The sequence below is a fragment of the Streptomyces sp. NPDC051921 genome (genome assembly GCF_040680975.1).
Classification (GTDB): domain Bacteria; phylum Actinomycetota; class Actinomycetes; order Streptomycetales; family Streptomycetaceae; genus Streptomyces.
In genome coordinates this window covers 190,870-208,116 of record NZ_JBFAXU010000006.1, presented here as the reverse complement: position 1 = coordinate 208,116, position 17,247 = coordinate 190,870, and the positions used below count along the sequence as shown (strand labels likewise).

At 72.9% G+C, this 17,247-nt stretch carries 19 protein-coding genes; 4 read left to right on the top strand and 15 right to left on the bottom strand.

Annotation, left to right across the window (positions count from 1 at the left end; genetic code table 11):
* Positions 1-67: 67 nt before the first annotated feature.
* The 4 genes from AB0M16_RS10845 to AB0M16_RS10830 form a co-directional block, all read right to left on the bottom strand.
* Entirely contained in the window at positions 68-1,108 is a 1,041-nt protein-coding gene (locus AB0M16_RS10845; RefSeq protein ID WP_365341131.1) for a LacI family DNA-binding transcriptional regulator, read from the bottom strand.
* Between the two features lie 153 nt (positions 1,109-1,261).
* On the bottom strand, positions 1,262-1,657 hold the full coding sequence (locus tag AB0M16_RS10840) for a DUF1801 domain-containing protein (protein WP_365341310.1): 396 nt from the start codon (positions 1,655-1,657) through the stop codon (positions 1,262-1,264).
* Positions 1,658-1,937: 280 nt separating this feature from the next.
* Positions 1,938-3,038 carry an NADH:flavin oxidoreductase/NADH oxidase gene (locus tag AB0M16_RS10835; RefSeq protein ID WP_365341129.1) on the bottom strand — a complete coding sequence of 367 codons (1,101 nt, stop codon included), beginning with the start codon at positions 3,036-3,038 and terminating at the stop codon, positions 1,938-1,940.
* A 429-nt stretch (positions 3,039-3,467) separates the two neighbouring features.
* Positions 3,468-4,193, bottom strand: a complete 726-nt coding sequence (locus AB0M16_RS10830; RefSeq protein WP_365341308.1) for a class E sortase — start codon at positions 4,191-4,193, stop codon at positions 3,468-3,470.
* Positions 4,194-4,429: 236 nt separating this feature from the next.
* On the opposite strand from AB0M16_RS10830, the gene AB0M16_RS10825 reads away from it, so the two are divergent.
* Together AB0M16_RS10825 and AB0M16_RS10820 are read left to right on the top strand one after the other, a co-directional pair.
* Complete coding sequence (locus tag AB0M16_RS10825; RefSeq protein ID WP_365341127.1) at positions 4,430-5,239, top strand: hypothetical protein; 810 nt, start codon at positions 4,430-4,432, stop codon at positions 5,237-5,239.
* Between the two features lie 265 nt (positions 5,240-5,504).
* The gene (locus tag AB0M16_RS10820) at positions 5,505-6,359 is read left to right on the top strand and encodes a hypothetical protein (RefSeq protein WP_365341125.1); all 855 of its coding nucleotides are present in this window, start codon (positions 5,505-5,507) and stop codon (positions 6,357-6,359) included.
* A 141-nt stretch (positions 6,360-6,500) separates the two neighbouring features.
* On the opposite strand, the gene AB0M16_RS10815 is transcribed toward AB0M16_RS10820, so the two are convergent.
* The 8 genes from AB0M16_RS10815 to AB0M16_RS10780 form a co-directional block, all read right to left on the bottom strand.
* Positions 6,501-6,767 (bottom strand): metal-sensitive transcriptional regulator, encoded by a 267-nt coding sequence (locus AB0M16_RS10815; protein ID WP_365341123.1) that lies wholly within the window; start codon positions 6,765-6,767, stop codon positions 6,501-6,503.
* A 74-nt stretch (positions 6,768-6,841) separates the two neighbouring features.
* On the bottom strand, positions 6,842-7,705 hold the full coding sequence (locus AB0M16_RS10810) for a sulfite exporter TauE/SafE family protein (RefSeq protein ID WP_365341121.1): 864 nt from the start codon (positions 7,703-7,705) through the stop codon (positions 6,842-6,844).
* Positions 7,702-8,322 (bottom strand): rhodanese-like domain-containing protein, encoded by a 621-nt coding sequence (locus tag AB0M16_RS10805; protein WP_365341119.1) that lies wholly within the window; start codon positions 8,320-8,322, stop codon positions 7,702-7,704. Before AB0M16_RS10805 ends, AB0M16_RS10810 begins: the two co-directional genes overlap by 4 nt.
* A gap of 205 nt (positions 8,323-8,527) precedes the next feature.
* Positions 8,528-9,913: an MBL fold metallo-hydrolase gene (locus AB0M16_RS10800; protein WP_365341117.1), complete on the bottom strand. Its 1,386-nt coding sequence runs from the start codon at positions 9,911-9,913 to the stop codon at positions 8,528-8,530.
* A gap of 333 nt (positions 9,914-10,246) precedes the next feature.
* On the bottom strand, positions 10,247-10,822 hold the full coding sequence (locus AB0M16_RS10795) for a helix-turn-helix domain-containing protein (RefSeq protein ID WP_365341115.1): 576 nt from the start codon (positions 10,820-10,822) through the stop codon (positions 10,247-10,249).
* A 270-nt stretch (positions 10,823-11,092) separates the two neighbouring features.
* Positions 11,093-11,920: a tyrosinase family protein gene (locus AB0M16_RS10790; protein WP_365341113.1), complete on the bottom strand. Its 828-nt coding sequence runs from the start codon at positions 11,918-11,920 to the stop codon at positions 11,093-11,095.
* A 23-nt stretch (positions 11,921-11,943) separates the two neighbouring features.
* The gene (locus tag AB0M16_RS10785; protein ID WP_365341111.1) at positions 11,944-12,333 is read right to left on the bottom strand and encodes a tyrosinase cofactor; all 390 of its coding nucleotides are present in this window, start codon (positions 12,331-12,333) and stop codon (positions 11,944-11,946) included.
* A 377-nt stretch (positions 12,334-12,710) separates the two neighbouring features.
* Positions 12,711-13,124: a DUF4345 domain-containing protein gene (locus AB0M16_RS10780; RefSeq protein WP_365341109.1), complete on the bottom strand. Its 414-nt coding sequence runs from the start codon at positions 13,122-13,124 to the stop codon at positions 12,711-12,713.
* A 91-nt stretch (positions 13,125-13,215) separates the two neighbouring features.
* On the opposite strand from AB0M16_RS10780, the gene AB0M16_RS10775 reads away from it, so the two are divergent.
* The gene (locus tag AB0M16_RS10775) at positions 13,216-13,854 is read left to right on the top strand and encodes a TetR/AcrR family transcriptional regulator (RefSeq protein ID WP_365341107.1); all 639 of its coding nucleotides are present in this window, start codon (positions 13,216-13,218) and stop codon (positions 13,852-13,854) included.
* A gap of 31 nt (positions 13,855-13,885) precedes the next feature.
* Here AB0M16_RS10775 and AB0M16_RS10770 read toward each other — a convergent pair whose 3' ends face one another.
* From AB0M16_RS10770 to AB0M16_RS10760, 3 genes are all read right to left on the bottom strand, one after another.
* Positions 13,886-14,542 carry a class I SAM-dependent methyltransferase gene (locus AB0M16_RS10770; protein WP_365341105.1) on the bottom strand — a complete coding sequence of 219 codons (657 nt, stop codon included), beginning with the start codon at positions 14,540-14,542 and terminating at the stop codon, positions 13,886-13,888.
* 34 nt (positions 14,543-14,576) lie between these two features.
* Positions 14,577-15,008 (bottom strand): hypothetical protein, encoded by a 432-nt coding sequence (locus tag AB0M16_RS10765; protein WP_365341103.1) that lies wholly within the window; start codon positions 15,006-15,008, stop codon positions 14,577-14,579.
* A 261-nt stretch (positions 15,009-15,269) separates the two neighbouring features.
* On the bottom strand, positions 15,270-16,157 hold the full coding sequence (locus tag AB0M16_RS10760) for a DUF4436 family protein (protein ID WP_365341101.1): 888 nt from the start codon (positions 16,155-16,157) through the stop codon (positions 15,270-15,272).
* Between the two features lie 378 nt (positions 16,158-16,535).
* Here AB0M16_RS10760 and AB0M16_RS10755 point away from each other — a divergent pair, with 378 nt between their 5' ends.
* The gene (locus AB0M16_RS10755; RefSeq protein ID WP_365341100.1) at positions 16,536-17,174 is read left to right on the top strand and encodes a hypothetical protein; all 639 of its coding nucleotides are present in this window, start codon (positions 16,536-16,538) and stop codon (positions 17,172-17,174) included.
* Positions 17,175-17,247: the final 73 nt, after the last annotated feature.

The window sequence follows — 17,247 nt, the reverse complement described above, 5'->3', positions numbered from 1 at the left end:
CGAGCGGTTCACGTGGCGGCCGTCGCGCGTCGTGCGACGGCCGCCACACCCGCGCGCCCGGTCCGCGTCAGGCGGAGGCCCGGCGGACCAGCGCGGTGGGGGTGACGATCGACTCGGGCGTCCCGCCGCCGTCCGTCGCGACGCCGGCCTCGTCGAGGACGCGCATCAGCAGCTTCACCATGAGCCGGCCCATGCCCTCGATGTCCTGGTGCACGGTGGTCAGCGCGGGCTCGCAGGCCCGCACCACCGACGGCATGTCGTCGAACCCGACGACCGCGACGTCCTCGGGAACGCGGACCCCGCGCTCCCGGAGCGTCCGCAGGGCACCCGACGCCATCAGGTCGTTGGAGGCGAACACCCCGTCCACGTCCGGGCACCGGGCGAGCAGTTCGGCCATGGCCCGGGCGCCGCTCACCTCGGTGAAGTCGCCCTGGACGACGAGCGCCGGATCGGCGGCCGCGAGCACGTCGTGGTAGCCGTCGAGCCGGTCGAGCGCGGCCATCAGGTCCCGGGGCCCCGCGATGTGCGCGATCCGCCGCCGCCCGAGGGACACCAGATGGCGTACGGCCGCGCGGGCTCCGCCGCGGTTGTCGCAGTCGACGTACGGCACCGCGACGTCACGCCCCGCCGCCGAGCGGCCGCCGAACACGGTCGGGATCCTCGCCCGGCCGATCAGCGCCGCCAACGCGCCGTCGTTGTGCAGCGAGAACGCCAGCGCGCCGTCGACGTGCCCCCCGCCGAGATAGCGCGCGATCCGCTCGTGGTCCTCGGGCCCCTCGACCCACAGCAGCACGAGCTGCGAGTCGTGGGCGGCCAGTTCACGGCTGATGCCGCGCACCTGCTGCTCGAAGAACGGGTCGGAGAAGATCCGGAACTCCGGCTCCGCGATGATCACGGCCACGGCGCCGTTCCGCCGGGTCACCAGGGTGCGCGCCGCCTGATTGGGCACGTACCCGAGCTCCTCGACCGCCCGCCGCACCTTCTCGACCAGCGGAGCGCGTACCCCGGCGCCGCCGTTCACGACCCGGGAGACGGTGGCCCGTGACACGCCGGCGCGGGCGGCGACGGCTTCCAGCGTGGGGCGGGACCCCGTGCTCGACTCGGGCAAGGCGGGACTCCTCGGATGGTGCGGCCGCGCGTCGGCGTGCCGCGGTCGGGTCCGGTGGGCCCGGCAAGGATATCGAGCCTTGAGAGCGCTCCCAAGAGGGCCGTGCGGCCAGTACCCGGACAGCCCGCCCGCCGGCCTCGGCCGCTGCCCCGGTCAGCCGGCGGCGGTCTTGACGAGGGCGCCGATGCGCGCCTCGACGTCCGGGGTGAGACCGGTGAGGGCGAAGGCGGTGGGCCACATGACGCCGTCGTCGAGCTGCGCTGGGTCGTTGAACCCGAGGGTCGCGTAACGGGCCTTGAACTTGTCGGCGCTCTGGAAGAAGCAGACGACCTTGCCGTCGCGCGCGTAAGCGGGCATGCCGTACCAGAGCTTGGGGGCGAGCGACGGTGCCTGGGACGTCACGATGGCGTGCACCTTCTCGGCGAGCACGCGGTCCGCCTCCGGCATCTCCGCGATCTTCGCCAGCACGTCCGCCTCCGCCGCCGCGGCCTTGTCGGCGCTCGAAGCACGCCGCGAGGCCGTCCTGAGCTCCTTGGCGCGCTCCTTCATGGCGCTCCGCTCCTCGGCGGTGAAGCTCTCGGCGGCGCTGTCCGTCCGGGCGGTGCTCCGGGTGGTGGTCCGGGTGGTCTTCTTGGCGGCCTTCTTCGTCTCTGCCATGGTCCTCATGCTAGGGAGCGACGGCGCCCGAGGGCTTCTCCGAAACTGATCGGTTCGGCGCGACCGGCGCGACCTGCCGTTACGGCCCCTTCCGGCGCGTCGGAGGGGGAGCGGCCAAGGAGCCGCAAGGGGGAGCACCCTCGGGCTTCGCCCGCGGGTGCGCCCCGGGGCGTCAGGCGCGGTGGTACTGCACGGGCCCCGCGACCTCGGCGCCGAGCTCCTCCGCGGCCTGGCGCGCCCAGTACGGGTTGCGCAGCAGCTCGCGGCCGAGCAGGACGGCGTCGGCCTGGCCGGAGGCGACGACGGCCTCGGCGCGGGCGGGCTCGGTGATGAGACCGACGGCCGCCACCGGCAGGCCGGTCTCGTTGCGGACCCGCTCGGCGAACGGGACCTGGTAGTGCGGGCCGGCCTCGATCTTCGCGTCGGGGACGTTGCCGCCGGTGGAGACGTCCAGCAGGTCCACGCCCCGGGCCTGGAGCTCCTTCGCGAAGCGGACGGTGTCGTCGGCGGTCCAGCCCTCGCGGTCGTCGCCCGGGTTCTCGGTGAGCCAGTCGGTGGCCGAGATGCGGAAGAAGACGGGCAGGTCCTGCGGCCACACCGCGCGGACCGCGTCCACGACCTCCAGCGCGAACCGGCTCCGCCCCTCGAAGGAGCCGCCGTACTCGTCCGTACGGTGGTTGCTGTACGGGGACAGGAACTGGTGGATGAGGTAGCCGTGCGCGCCGTGGATCTCGGCCACCTCGAAGCCCGCCGCCAGGGCCCGCTCCGCGGCCTCGGCGAATTCCCGCACGATCTCGCGGATGCGTTCGGTGCTCAGTTCCTCGGGGACGGTCGAGTCCTCGGAGAAGGCGACCGCGCTCGGGCCGACCGGCGTCCAGCCGTGCGTCTCCTCGGGGGCGAGCGGTCGCCCGCGGTCGACCCAGGTGCGCTCGGTCGACGCCTTGCGCCCGGCGTGGGCGAGCTGCACGCCGGGAACGGTGCCCTGCGCCTTCAGGAACTCGGTGATGCGGCGGAACGCCGCTACCTGCGTGTCGTTCCAGATGCCGAGGTCGTACGGGCTGATCCGCCCGTCGGGGCTGACGGCCGTGGCCTCGGTGAGGATCAGCCCGATCCCGCCGGTCGCCCTCGCGGCGAGGTGCGTCAAGTGCCAGTCGGTCGGGACGCCGGCCGCGTCGCCGTCCGGGGCGGCGCTGTACTGGCACATCGACGCCATCCAGACCCGGTTGGGGAAGGTGAGGGACCTGAGGGTGAAGGGGGCGAAGAGGGAACTCATCCCGGACTCCTTGGGGCACGTCGTGGCGGTGGGCCCACGGCTGTGCGGCGCGCGAGGTCGGTGGCGCAGGCGTAGCGTGGACACGAGCAGATAATTGCACACGCGCGTTACTTTCGCTAGCGGGGTAGAGGCAAGGGGAAGTAATCGCGCCAAGGCGGGACTGAGCTGGGCTGCGCAGAGGCAGAGGCAGAGGCAGAGGCAGAGGCAGAGCCAGAGGCAGAGGCAGAGGCAGAGGCAGAGACAGAAGTAGAAGCAGAAGCGGGGCAGAGAAGGGCAGAGGCGCACGCGGGCAGCGGCACCAGCAGGTCACCGGCGCACGCGGAGGCAGCTGCGGGAGCGGGGGCGAGCGAGGGCGGGGGCGGCAGCGGCACAAGCAGGTCACCGGCGGCAGGCGCAGGGGCGATGCCGGGGCGGCGCCCGGCTTCGCCTCTAGTCGCCGCCCGCGCCGGGGGACTCCGTCGCGGACCGTACCGACTCGAGCACCCCGATCTTGTCGATCCGGTGCTCGGGGTTGCCCTGGGCGTCCCGCCAGAAGTTGCCCGCCGCGTTGTCCTCCGGCGTCGCGCAGGTCGACAGCGTGATCATGGCGCGGGTGGGCCGTTCGCCGGGCTCGCCGGGCACGGCCGCCCGCTGCTCGGCGAGCGAGCGCGCCGACCGGAAGGACGTCGTCCGCGTCGCGACGACGCGGTACTCGTACACCTGGCCGCCCGTGCTCACGTACACCCGTGCGCCCTCTTCGACGGCCGGCAGCTGACGCAGCGGTCCGCCGGCGGAGAGGCGGTGCGCCGTCACCAGGTAGTTCCCGACCTCTCCCGGCCCTACGCCGCCCCGCTCCCCGTACGGGCTGGCGGCCACGCCCCGGTCCTGGATCCGTGTGCCTGCCCGGTCGTCGGTCGTCCCCTCGTACGGCACGACGCGCAGGTTCGCGACGCCTATCGACGGGATGTCCAGCTCGGCGGTCCGCAACCGGACGGCCGGTGTGGGAGGGGGAGTGGGTGTGGGGGTGGGCGAGGCCGCGGAGGTCCCGACGCGCGCCGGCGCGGGGCTGGGGGACGGGGCGGTGCCGGCAGCGGGTGCGGCCGAGGGCGGCCGGGACGAGCGCGAGGGGGAGGCCGACTTGCCGGTGTCCCTGTCGCCGGGCGAGGGGGAGCCCACGAGCACGCCGACCACGGCGGCGACGACGGCCGCGACGGCGGCGAGTGCCCAGCGGACCCGACGGGATCGTTCCACGCGTCACCACCGCCCGATCACGGTTCTGCGGTACCCGGCCACTCCCCACGCTACGCGAAAGCCGCTGGACCAGGCGGAGCAGCCTCGGGTGCCCGGGTTCCGGTCGGGTGGTGGGCTGTGGGCGTGGACACGCAACGACCGCCTACCCGGGGGCCGCACTCATGCTCACCACGATCACCATCGTCGTCATGGCCGCCGCGCTCGTCGTGGGCCTCTTCGCCAGCCACCTGCGGCGACGCCGCGCGTCCGAGGGCGCAGAGGACGAGGAGGCCTCGATCAGCGACCTCATCAGCCCCCTGGAGACGCTTGCCGTCCTGCTGGTGGCCTTCGTGATCGTCGTGGCGGCGGAGTCGTACGGTACGGCCGGTTCGGCCGCCGGAGCCGAGGCCCACCGGGTGGACCAGCTCTACGAGGTCGCCGACTACGCCCCCGAGCCCGAGCGCGTGGGCATGCAGGGCGCAGCGGTCTGCTACGCGCGGGCGATCATGGCGTACGAATGGCCGGCGATGGTGGACAGGGGCGAGAAGGCCGCCGAGGCCTCGGTCTGGTCCTCGGAGTTCCGGCGCCATTTCAAGGTGCTCGCGCACAAGAACGCCAGCGCCTTCGAGCTGCTCGTCGAGGCGGACGACGAACGGTCCGTCGCCCGGCAGACCAGGCTCTCCGAGGCGATGCCCGCCATCCCGAAGGTCGTCTACTGGTTCATGGTCGTCTCACTGGCCGCGACCGTCGGGGCCTTCGCCTTCGGGCTCCCGCGCAGGCGCGGCGCCTCGCACTTCGTCCTGCTCTTCGTCCTGGCCGGGCTGTTCACCGGCTCCCTGCTCCTCATCGAGGACATCGACAAGCCGTTCTCCGGCCAGATCCGGATCACGAACGAGGCCATGACCGAGACGGCGGCCGACATCGGCGACGACTTCGTCACCGACCACCCCGACCACCGCCTGCCCTGCGACCCGACGGGCATCCGCGTCTGAGGCCGCCGCGGCGGACACCTCGACGGGTGGGAAAGGCAGCCGGTGCGCGCTCCTCCGACATCACGGCGTCGGGGCTCGGGGATCTGGTAGCCCAGTGGCCGAAGCCCGACGCTGCTCGCGTGATCGCTCAGAAGCACCGCCGCAGATCGGCACACCCGGCCGTGAGACGCCGACGTGGGGGCGGCCGCCGCCCGCGCGGGTGACGGCCACGGGCATCCGGCTGTCCAGGCGTCCACCGCCGCCCCCGACCCCGCACAGTGGAACGGTGGATGTCGAGGAGGTCGCGGACGCGCTGTACGTGCTGAAGCCGGCCGATTTCGTGGCGGCGCGCGACGCCTACGTGGCCCAAGCCCGAGAGGCGGGCGACAAGGGGGCGGCGAAGGCGATCGCCGCCCTGCGGCGACCGACGGTCGCGGCCTGGGCGGCGAACGTGCTCGCTCTGCGGCGTCCGGAAGAGGCCCAGCGGTTCCTGGAGATCGGCGAGTCGCTACGGGAGGCCCACCGCACGCTCGACGCCGAACAGCTGCGCGCCGCGAGCCGGCAGCGGAACCAGCTGGTCGCGGCGCTCACCAGGACGGCCGCCGACCTGGCGCGGGACGAGGGCCAGACCGTGGGAGACCCGGTGCTCCACGAGATCGAACAGGCCCTCCGTGGTGTGCTGGCCGACCCCGACGTCGCGGAGACCTGGGCGCGCGGCCGCCTGGTGAAGGTGCCCGGGGCCGCTGTCGACTTCACGGCCGTGGCCCCGACGTCGCCCCCCACCCGCCCGAAGCGAGCCGAGCCGCCCCCGGCGCGGTCGAAACACGACAAGGCCCTGGAGCGCGCCCGAGCCGCCGCCACGGCGGCCGAGGACGAGGCGCGCGGCCTGGAACAGGAACTCGACCGGGCGCGGGCCGGCCGGCGGGAGGCAGACGCGCAAGAGGCCGCCGCGACCGAGCGCGTGACCGTGTTGCGGGAGGAGCTGGAGCAAGCCCGCCGCGCCGAACGCGAAGCCAAGGGCGCCGCCGCGAGCGCCCGGAAGAGGGAGAAGACCGCGCAGAACGCCCTGGCGGAGGCGCGCAAGGCGGCCGAGTCCGCGGTCCGCGCAGCGCAGACCCTGGGGGAGCGCCCCGAAGAGTAGCGGCCGACGCCCACCACCGCGCGGCCCGTGACGGATGCCCGTTCGCGGTCGCGGCATCGGCCCCCGGCATGAGCGGTGTACCGCGCCCGATCCCGTTCGTCGGCTCGTCGTCCTGCGCCGCCAGGTCACCGACACCGCGCGCTACGCCAGCGTGAGGAACAGCTTCTCGAGCTCCTCCTCCGACATCGGAGGGTCGCCGTCGGCGCCTTCGCCGAGGCACTGCCGCATGCCGCTGGCCACGATCTTGAAGCCGGCCCGGTCCAGCGCGCGCGACACCGCGGCAAGCTGGGTCACGACGTCCTTGCAGTCGCGTCCCGCCTCGATCATCGCGATGACGGCCGCCAACTGCCCCTGAGCTCGACGCAGCCGGTTCAGGACGGGCCGTACGGCCGTTTCCTCCACCTGCACGGAGATCCTCCTCAGGTCGTCCCGCTATCCGCTTGCCTGACAACCACCTAACAGATTACCCCCAGGGGTATATTTCACCGCTTGGTGACCAGCTCGGCGCGCCCCCGCCTCCTCATGGCGACCGTGGCGCAGGCCACGACCGCAGCCCCACCGAGCGCGCCCCATGCCACCGGGTGCCGCCACGCCTCGCCGCCGACCTGTCGGCCGAGCACGAAGACGCCCATCACGGCGACGAACCAGCCGAACGCCTTGCGCACCGTCTCCTGCGGAATCCGCCCGGCGAGTCGCGCACCGGCGACGCTGCCGACGACGGCGGCCCCGGTCACCGTCAGGGCGAGACCCCAGTCGATGTGCGCACCGGAGAGATGCCCGGCCAGGCCGGCGAAGGAGTTCATCGCTATGACGAGGAGCGAGGTTCCGACGGCGACGGCGGTCGGGAGTCCGCCCAGGACCGCGAGCGCCGGTACGACGAGGAACCCGCCACCGGAACCCACCAGGCCCGTCACCGCGCCGACGGCCACTCCCGAGCCGGCGACACGCGCCAGGGACGGGTCCCGGTGCGGCGGCCCCGGCTGGGTGCGACGGCGCGGCCGACGGAGCATGGCCCCCGCGGTGGCGAGCATCACCACGCCGAACGCGACGAGGAGCGCCGCACCCGGAACGTACTCCGCGAGTCGTCCGCCTCCGTACGCGCCGCCCATGCTGAAGGCTCCGAAGAGAAGGCCGGCCCGCCAGCGGACCCGACGGGCGCGGGCATGCGGGACCAGCGCGGCCGCGCTGGTGACACCGACGACGAACAGGGAGGTCGCGATCGCTTCCTTGGCGTCCTGTCCGGCCAGGTGTACCAGGAGGGGAACGGTCAGGATCGAGCCGCCGCCTCCCAGGACGCCGAGGCTGACGCCGACGAGCAGGGACGCCGCGATGACCAGGAGGGTCACGGTGTGCCCCGCAGGTCGCTGTGGGCCCGCAGGTCGCCGTTGACCCGCAGCTCCGCGATGACGGCCCGGATGTCGGTGCGTGGCCCGCGGTTGTACGGCAGCTTGGACAGCAGCACGCCCATGGCGCAGGTGTTGCTGAGCGCCGCGTACGTCAGGCCGGCGCCGATCGCGGTGCCGATCAGGTGCACACCGGGTACGGGAAGCCCCACCAGCCCGGTGACCAGGACGACGGAGCCCGCGACCAGCCGGACCTGCCGCTCGATGTCCCACCTCTCGTCGCCCCGGTTCGTGGGGGCTCCGGCCGCCTCCCAGGCGTTCATGCCGCCTTCCAGGACGCGGAGGTTCGGCAGACCCGCCTCGGCGAGGGCCTTCTCGGCCGCTGCGGCGCGAGCGCCGGAGCGGCAGACCAGCACGACCTCCTCGTCGAGATGGGCCAGCAGCTCGGCCCGGTGCTCGCGGAGGGTGGCGAGGGGCGCGTTCGTGGAGCAGGGGATGTGCACGGTGCGGAACTCGCCGGGCGTCCGCACGTCGAGCAGGCGCGGCGCGCGCCCCTCCCGGACGAGTCGATGGAGGGCGGCGGGTGTGATCGATGCGGTCCGGTTGGGGTTCTCGGCCATGAGGGCTCCTTGTTCAGGGGAGGGCGGGATGGAGAGGGGAGGGAGGAACGCGAAGGAGGAGCGAGGACGCAGTCGCGGGGGGCGGGGACGGGGTCTGGCGGCAGGGGGGTGTAGGCGGCAGGGGAGGGGGACGAGGCCGCGGACGGTATACCCCGAGGGGTATTTGTCGGCGCGTGCGAGTCCCCGCGCGCTCACGACGGGAAGGTCAGGCCTCGGCGGGCCCGGACGTGAGCGCCCACGCGGCGTAGCCGCCCAGCACGTCGGAGACGTCGGGGAAGCCGCGATGCCGCAGCAGGCTCGCCGCGATGGACGACCGATGACCGCCGGCGCAGTGCACGACCAGGGGGCGGTCGGTCGGGAGCTCGCCTGTGCGTGCGGGGAGTTCGCTCAGCGCCATGTGCACCGCGCCGTCGATGAAGCCGCTCCCGCCGCGTTCCGCGCAGGTGCGGACGTCGACGACGAGGGGCGGCCGATCGCCCCGCAGTGCGGAGCGCAGCTGGGCCGCGGTGAGTCGGCTCGCGGGGACGACCTCGTCGGCCAGCGCCTCCAGGGCTTCCTCCACGTTGCGCAGGTAGCCCACGGCGCGGTCGAAGCCGATCCGCGCGAGGCGCGTGACGACCTCCTCCTCCCTGTTCTGCGGCGCGATGACGATCAGCTCGTCGGCGGGGTCGAGGACGGTGCCCGCCTGCTCGGCGAACCGGCCCTCGGCGGGGACGTTGACCGCGCCCCGCAGGTGACCGGCGGCGAACTCCTGCGGGCACCGCGCGTCGACCACGACGGCGCCCGACCGTCGCAGCCCCGCGAACTCGGCCGGGGACAGCGACCGCGCCGCCGTCCCGTCGTAGAGGACGTGGTCCCTGCGGTTCAGCTCGGCGTCGTACGCGAAGTACCCGGGCGCGGTGGGCTGCGCGGCGGTGACGAGGGCGACGAACTCGTCCCGGCCCATCGGGGCGCACGCGTAGTTGGTGGCGCGCTGCTCGCCGATGGTGGACCGCTTCGCGGTGGAGAGGTTCTTGCCGCAGGCGGAGCCCGCGCCGTGGGCGGGGAAGACGCGGACCTGGTCCGGCAGGCCCATGAGTTTGTTCTGCACGCTGTCGTGCAGCATCGCGCCGAGCTCCGCGGCGGTCACGCCCACCGAGGCGAGCAGATCGGGGCGGCCGACGTCGCCGATGAACAGCGCGTCACCGGTGAGCACGCCGTACGGGACGGTGTCGGTGGTCTGCTCGTACACGAGGACGCTGATCGACTCCGGGGTGTGCCCCGGCGTCTCCATGATCTCCAGGGCGACGTCGCCGAGGGTGATCCGCTCGCCTTCGGCCAGCTTCCGGATCGGGTACTCGGTCTCGGCCCGCCGGCCGTAGCCGATCCACGCGCCCGTGCGGTCGGCCAGTTCCAGGTGTCCGGCGACGAAGTCCGCGTGGAAGTGGGTGTTGATCACGCCCACGACGGTGAAACCGTGCGCCCGGGCGTCGGCCAGGTACGCGGAGACGTCACGGCGGGGATCGACGACGACGGCCTGGCCCGTCGTCCGGTCGGCGATCAGGTACGACGCCTGGGAGAGGCAGTCGAGGTAGTACTGGGCGAAGAACACGGCGAACCCTTCGACGGGGGAGGGGTGCGCATCCGGGCGGATGAGGGCGGATGCGGGAGAGCTCTTTCGGATACCCCCCTGGGTATTGACCTGTCCGACGGTAGGAGGGTCTTCCGGTGGATGTCAAATACCCCCCTGGGTATCCCGTGCCGTCAGTCGGGAATACCTAGGGGGGTATAGTGACCTGCGCGTCCCCGGTCAGGTCTGGACCGCTGGCCTGGACCGCGCGACACTGCGGCGCGCGACGGTGCACCAGGCGACGGCGACGGGCCCGTGGCGCGCGGCGGCCGGGTAGACGATCCCCGATCTGCCCTGTCGCGCCCGCCCGTGTCGTCAGCAGTCCGTGCCGCGATCGTCCGAACGGAGCGCGGACGCTCGCAGCGCAGAGGCCCGGTACTCGCCCGGCGAGAGCCCGCAGGCCCGGCGGAACGGCCGGCTGAAGTCATGGGCGGAGAGGCCCCAACGCGCGGCGAGGCCATCGATCGTGCGGTGCCGCAGCCCCGGATCGGCCAGGTCCGCGAGGCGACGCTCCAGGCGCCGGCGGCGGATCGAGGCGGCGACCGGCTCGGGCTCGTCGCGGAACAGGGCGTGCAGCGTACGCACCGAGAGGTGGTGGTGAGCGGCGACGGCCGACGGGGTGAGCCCGGAGTCCGGCCGATGCTGCTCGATGAACGCCTTGATCTCGGCCGGCGTCACGGCCTGACGCGTCTCGACGCGCAGCGTCTCCCCGATGTCGAGCCGGCGGCGATCGCGGTCGCCGCGAGATCGACCGCGAGGGAGCCGAGCCGCGCGCTCCGCCGTGCCGCAGCCCCGCGCGGCGTCCGGCAGCCCGGTGAGGTACGGCCCGAGCAGGGCGGCCGCGCCGGCGTCCGTTCGCAGGGGACGGCGAGGAGTTCGTCCGTCCGTCACGGGGGCAGAGGAAGGGCCCTCCGCGGGAGCCGGAGCAACGTCACACCGGTCACCTCGGCGTCGGCGTCGAGCCCGCCCACGGCGAAGTCGGCGTCCGCCCCGCCGAGATCACCGCTCCCGGCGAACACCGGCCCGCACGAACGCTGTTCGGGCGGCAGCCGAAGCGGCGGTCGCCGGACGAGGAGGCAAGAGAACGACCGTGGGCGGCCGATCATTTCGGCAGGGCCCGTCGGGCCGCGCGGGGCGCCCCGACGAGCAGGAGCCGTCGGCTCAGGCGGCGGTGTCGAAGGTGTAGTGACGGGTGTGGTCGAGCATGTCGGCCGGAGTCACGTCGTTCCACGGGCGCATCGTGTCGTTGAGGTCGACGACGTTCGGGGTGCCCGCGGCCGGCAGGTAGGTCGACCGGGGGTGGCGGGCCTGCCAGTCGGCCCACAGCTTGTCGACGAAGGCGTGGTGCAGCCAGAAGACGGGGTCGTTCGGGGAGACTCCGGTGGCCATCTGGCCGCCGACCCAGACGTGCACGCGGTTGTGCAGGTTCACGCCGCGCCAGCCCTCCAGGTGGTTGCGGAAGCCGTCCGAGGAGCTGTTCCAGGGGGCCGTGTCGTACGTCTCCATGGCGAGGACGGAGTCCACCTCGGCCCGGGTGGGAAGCTGACGGCCGCCCGCGCCGAGGTCCCGGCGGAGGTAGTCGCGGCCGTCGACGCGGACGTTGACGGTCCAGCGGTTGCCGGTCCGGGCGAAGGCCCCGTCGATGACCTGGCCGTCGCGGGCCCGGCCTGTGCCGCCCAGGAAGTCGGGCGCCCAGAGCGAGGAGCGCGAGGTGCGGTCGGCCGTCCAGTCCCAGTAGGGCAGGGTGACGGCGGCGTCGACGGACTGCAGCGCCTGCTCGAACTCTATGAGGAAGCGCCGGTGCCAGGGCAGGAACGACGGAGAGCGGTGCCCGACCCGGTCGCTGGTGTCGGTGTCGCTCATGATGAAGGCGTTGTGCGTGGTGACGAAGGTGTCGTAGCGGCCGGTCCGCTTGAGTTCGAGCAGCGCGTTGACGAAGCGGCGCTTCTCGTCGGCGGTGAGGGTGGCCTGGTTCTTGCGTACGGTCATGGTGGTGCGGCTCCTGGATCGGATCAGGCGAGGGTGAGGGGTACGAGCGGGGCGCCCTGGAGTTCGCGGACGGCCGCGCGGGCGATCGCCCTGGGAGTGGCGGCGGGCTCGTAGTGGTTGATCACGCTGATCCAGGTGCCGTCGGCGTTCTGCATGACGTGCAGTTCCTCGCCGTCGACGGTGACGGAGTAGCCGCCCCCGTGGTGCCCCCCGTGGTGACCGCCGCCGTGTGAGGGGCCGCCCTTGATGCGGCGACCCAGATAGACCTCGTCGAACGCCGCCGGAGCGGCGGCGGCCGCCGCTCCGGCGGTGCCCGGAGCGGCGACGGCGGACCCGGCGAGCGCGAGGCCCGCGGCGGCCCCGGCGGCGCCTGCGGCGACGCCGAGCGCCTTGCGGCGGGTGATGCTGGACATGGAAACCCCCTAGTGGTCTGTGCGACCGGGGGATTGGTCATATGCCCCCGGCAGCTCTCATCACTACGGGGAGTCGTGGGCGGGGCGGAAATCGGCGAGATCCGGTTGGCTGTCAACCGGACAACTTGCCATGAAAAGTCCAGACTTGAACGAAGGTGATCTTGCTGTGCCGGTGCGTGGAGGCGTCCGAAGGTGAAAATCTTGCGGAGAAAGTGATCATCTGGGGGATGATCTTTCGATCTGACGGACGCGATGTGGTGGCCCCCACCCCGTCAGGCTGTCCGGATCCGATGCGATCCCGCGCCCGGGGCGGGGGATCGCCGGTCCATGCGGACCCTCCGGGGTGGTGGGGATGCGGTCGACCGTCAGGCGGCGGTTCAGTGCACCGCGGGGGCGCCCGCCCGGTCGTCGCGCGGGATGCGCTCCTCCGCGTCCGCCAGCCAGAAGAAGACCGGCGGCAGGCCGAGCTCGATCACGGTCAGCGCGATCTGGAACCAGTGGGGCCGGCCGTACGTCGCGAGCGAGAGCAGTCGGCCCGCGCCGCCCAGGAGGAAGACGCCGGCCAGCCACCGCACCGCCCGGGGCGGGATCGGGCGCTGTCGGGCGGCCCACAGCCAGGCCAGTCCGTAGCCGACGAAGGCGGCGCCCATGAACCGGCCCCAGCTGTCGACCGTCGGGCCGGCGGAACCGGCGCCGGGCAGCGCCGCGTTGCCGAGGGTCAGATGGAACAGGCCGATCACCACGCAGGCCCAGCCCATCAGTTGTGTGAGTGTGCGCAGAGCCCTGGCCATGGTCCCTCCGAGTCATCGCGGAAAGCGCTTGGTTGACATGTGTCCACTACGGTGGCGCCCTAGTGGACGCATGTCAACTAAGCTGTGTGTCGTGCCTCCCCGTAAGCGACTCACCCCGGCCGATCGCCGCGCCCAACTCCTGGCAGTGGGCGCACGACTCTTCGCCGCGCACCCCTACGCCGACGTGCTGATGGAGGAGGTAGCCGAACAGGCCGGCGTATCCCGCGCCCTGCTCTACCGTCACTTCCCCAGCAAGCACGCCCTCTTCGCAGCCGTCTACCAGCAGGCCGCGGACCAGCTGCTCGCCGAGACGCGGCTCGATCCCGCCGACTCCCTGGTGGAGCAGCTCACCCAGGGCATGGATGTCCATCTCGACTACTTCGTGGCGAACCGCAACGCCGTCCTGGCCGCGAACCGCGTCCTCGCCGGTGATCCGGTGATCCAGACCATCATGACGAACGAGTTGGACGCGCTCCGGGCGCGTCTGCTGTCCGTACTTCCCCTCGCGGACGAGAGTGCCCGCCAGGCCGTGTCCGGTGTGCTGAAGAGCTGGCTGGTCTTCGTGCAGGTGCTCTGCGTCGACTGGCTCACCCACGAGACCTGCACACAGACACAGTTGCGCGACGTCTGCGTCGGCGCGGTGCTCGGCGCCCTCCGGCCGCTCCTCGCCGAGGATCCGTGCCCCGACCCCCCGCCACGGCGGCCCGGCGCGGCTCCCCGCACCGCGTAGGGCTGCAAGGGCGGGCGAGCGCCCCGCCCTGCTACGCCTTGTACGCCAGGAGCTGGACTTCCTGGAACTGCCGCCGGTCGGTGGGCTGCGGCTCGATCACCAGGCGGGCCGACTCCGCCAGGCCCTGTTCGCGCAGGAGCCCGGCGAGACGGTCGGGGGACCAGCGGTAGGCCGTGGCCACCGCGTGGTCGTAGGCCTGCGTCTCGTGGTGGGGGCCGTCGGTGGCGGGGAACTCGACCAGCAGGTGTCCGCCGGGAGCCAGGACCCGGGCGATCTCGGCCAGGATGACGGGCAGGTCCTGCGGCGGGGTGTGGATGACGGACCACCGCGAGAGCACTCCACCGAGCGCGCCGTCCTCGACGTCCAGTGCTGCCATCGAGCCGACTTCGAAGCGCAGCCCGGGGTTGGCCGCGCGAGCGAGCTCGACCATCACGGGGGAGGCGTCGACGCCGAAGGCACGCAGCCCCAGCCCGTGGAGGTAGGCCGTGACCTGGCCCGGTCCGCAGCCGAGGTCCGCGACCCCGCCCCCGCCGCCGTTCGCCCGCACCAGCTCCGCGAAGGCACCCAGCAGGGCGCGCTCCCAGGGGCGGTCGGCCAGAGGATCGTGGAACAGCTCCGCGTATGTGGGCGCGATGGCGTCGTACGCCTCGCGGGTGGCGTGGAGGTGGACGGGGTCGGGTTCGCTCACCCGCAGACGATAGCGGGCCGGGACGGACCGTGCTTCACGAGCCCGCGCCGGGCGGCCGGCCGAGCTGGATCCGCCCCGCGGGCCCGGACGTCCCCGGGCCGCGCCGACGGGCCCGTACGAAGCGCACCAGACGCGTGATGGCGTACCCGAGCAGCCAGGGCAGCACCGTGATCCCCCCGACGTACACGGCCAGGTATCCGAGGAACTCGTCCCACTGCGCCGGCGGGCCCAAGGTGCCGTCCACCAGCACCGGCCGCTCCCACTTGCTCAGCGGGAAGGTCATGAAGACCGCCGAGATCCCCACGGGTGGCAGCGGGACCAGCACCGACCACAGCCGGGGCCCCAGACCGGGCGTGGAGCCGCACCACACCCCCAGCACGCCCATGGTGAACGGCCCGAACGGCACCCACAGCATCACCGGGTACAGCAGCAGCACCCACCACTCGTCCGAGTACCCGAACACCATCGGCGCCGCCCCCCTGGTAACCCCGCCCCCAGCGCTTCCTCCCCCGTCCCGTCCCGGACCGAACCCGTCCGCCGCGGTCGTCGATCACGTAGGACCGCGATCCCCCGCCTACGACCGCGCTCACCCCTGCACGACCGCGTGCACCCGTATGACCGCGGTCACCCACGTGTGACCGCGGTCACCCACGTACGACCGCGGTCACCCACGTACGACCGCGGTCACCCACGCACGAAGCGCCAACTCGGAGCCGAGAGGCAGCCCCTATGCGGGGTGGGTGTCGGCCGGACGGAGGGCGATGCGGACGCCGGAGACGACGACGGTGATCAGACAGAGGGCGATGATGCTCTCGGCCCACAAGAAGGCGAACCAGTCCACGACACAGCCGATCGGTGGAGTGCCCGGGGCGGTGTTGCGGAAGGCCGAGAGGGCGAACAGGGTGGCGGCCATCCACGCGAGGGCCGGCCACACCAGGCTCTCGCCGCGGGTCGTCAGGTACCAGGTGGCGATGAGCACGGACGCCGCGAGCGCCCACATCACGACCATCATGAAGGTCGCGAAGACGAGTACGCTGCTCGATCGGCCCAGGTCCAGGCTCATGACGGCGTTCTGCCCGGCCGGCACCGGTGTCGCGGAGATCGAGAAGAGCGTGTCGTTGTTGGAGAACAGCAAGCGCACGGGCACCTGCTTGCCGTTCATCAGGGCCCGGAACCCGATGTCGGTCGCGTAGCTGTCGAACGGGTAGTCGCTGATCGAGCCGTCGGACAGCGCCACCTGCACGTCCCGTGTCGAGACCCGCTCGTGCGCCGGGAACTGCAGGTCACGAAGGGTTGCCGAGGAAGTCTCGAGGCGGAGGTCGCCCACCGGCGCGCTGCCGTCGTCCTCGCCGAGCGCACCGAGCAGGTCGACGCGGACGCGCAGCAGCAGCTCTCTGGCAGCGGCGTCCACGTGCTGGACGGTGGCCTCCACGTCCACCCGGTCGGGGGCTCCGGACCCGGCCGTGTGGACGGTGTCGACGGCCTGCCGCTCGGCGAACTGCAACCACGATCCCACGGACACCGCCACCACGATCAGGACGGCGATGGGGACCAGGACCGGAAGGATCGACCCCCCGGAGCGGCGGGGGCGGGGCGAGTGCGCGGATGGGGCCATGGTGACTCCGGCGAGGTGGGAGGAAGGGCACCGGGCCCGCCCGGCCCGACGCCGGTATCGGACCTCGCGCCCGTGCGGTGCCGTCGTCCGAAGCCGGCACGCCGGTCGCCGACGGCCGCCTTCCTCAGGACGCGGGGCGGTGGGTTCGGTGCGATCCTCGTCCACCGGGTCGACGATCCGCCGTACCCGGGCGTGCGTGTCGGCGCCGACCGGACGACCCGATCCGTCGCACCTTCCACCGTGCCGTGCCCTGTTCGGCGCACCCACGCCTTCCTCCCGGGTGAACCCGGTGGCGGGAGCACCGCGATCACCGGTGTCCGTACGACCGAAGAGCAGCCGTAAAGGTACGAAGGAGAAGCAGGCAGAAAGCGGGAGACCATGGATCCACGTCACAAGCGCCTCGCCACACCCCGGGCCGCCGGAGCCGCCGGGGTGGTGTTCGCGGTCCTGGCCGCCACGGCGATCGTCCTGGTCCGCATCACCCTGCCGGACGGCGCCGACGGAGGCGACGCCGCCGTCGACGCCGGACAGGGCGGCGTCGTGCGGACGGCGTTGCAGCTGGTCCCGTTCGCCGGGATCGCGTTCCTGTGGTTCATGGGAGCGCTGCGCGAGCAGGCGGGCCCGGGCGAGGACAAGTTCCTCTCCACCGTGTTCCTGGGCAGCGGCCTGGTCTTCGTCGCGACCCTGTTCGGCGCCGCCGCGGCGGCCCTGACCGTTCTCGACGAGGGCCGGCAGGACTCCTCCTTCGGCCGTGACGTCGCCTACGCCCTGCTGACCACGTACGCCATGCGGATGGCAGCGGTCTTCATCATCACGACCTCCACCATCGGCCGCCGACTCGGCGTCATCCCGCGCCCGCTCGTCGTCCTCGGCTATCTGGCCGGCCTGACCCTGCTCGTGGTGGGAGCGGACGTGCCCTGGTCCGAACTGGTCTTTCCGGCCTGGGTGCTGCTCCTCAGCCTGAACATCCTGCGGGGCCGGCCTCCCGCCGCGGCACGGCCCGCACGCGCGACCTGACCCGACCGCACCGCTCACTCGAACGGTCCGCTCCCCGTCGCCGCGGCCCGCCCGGCCACCGAGAGTGGTGCGG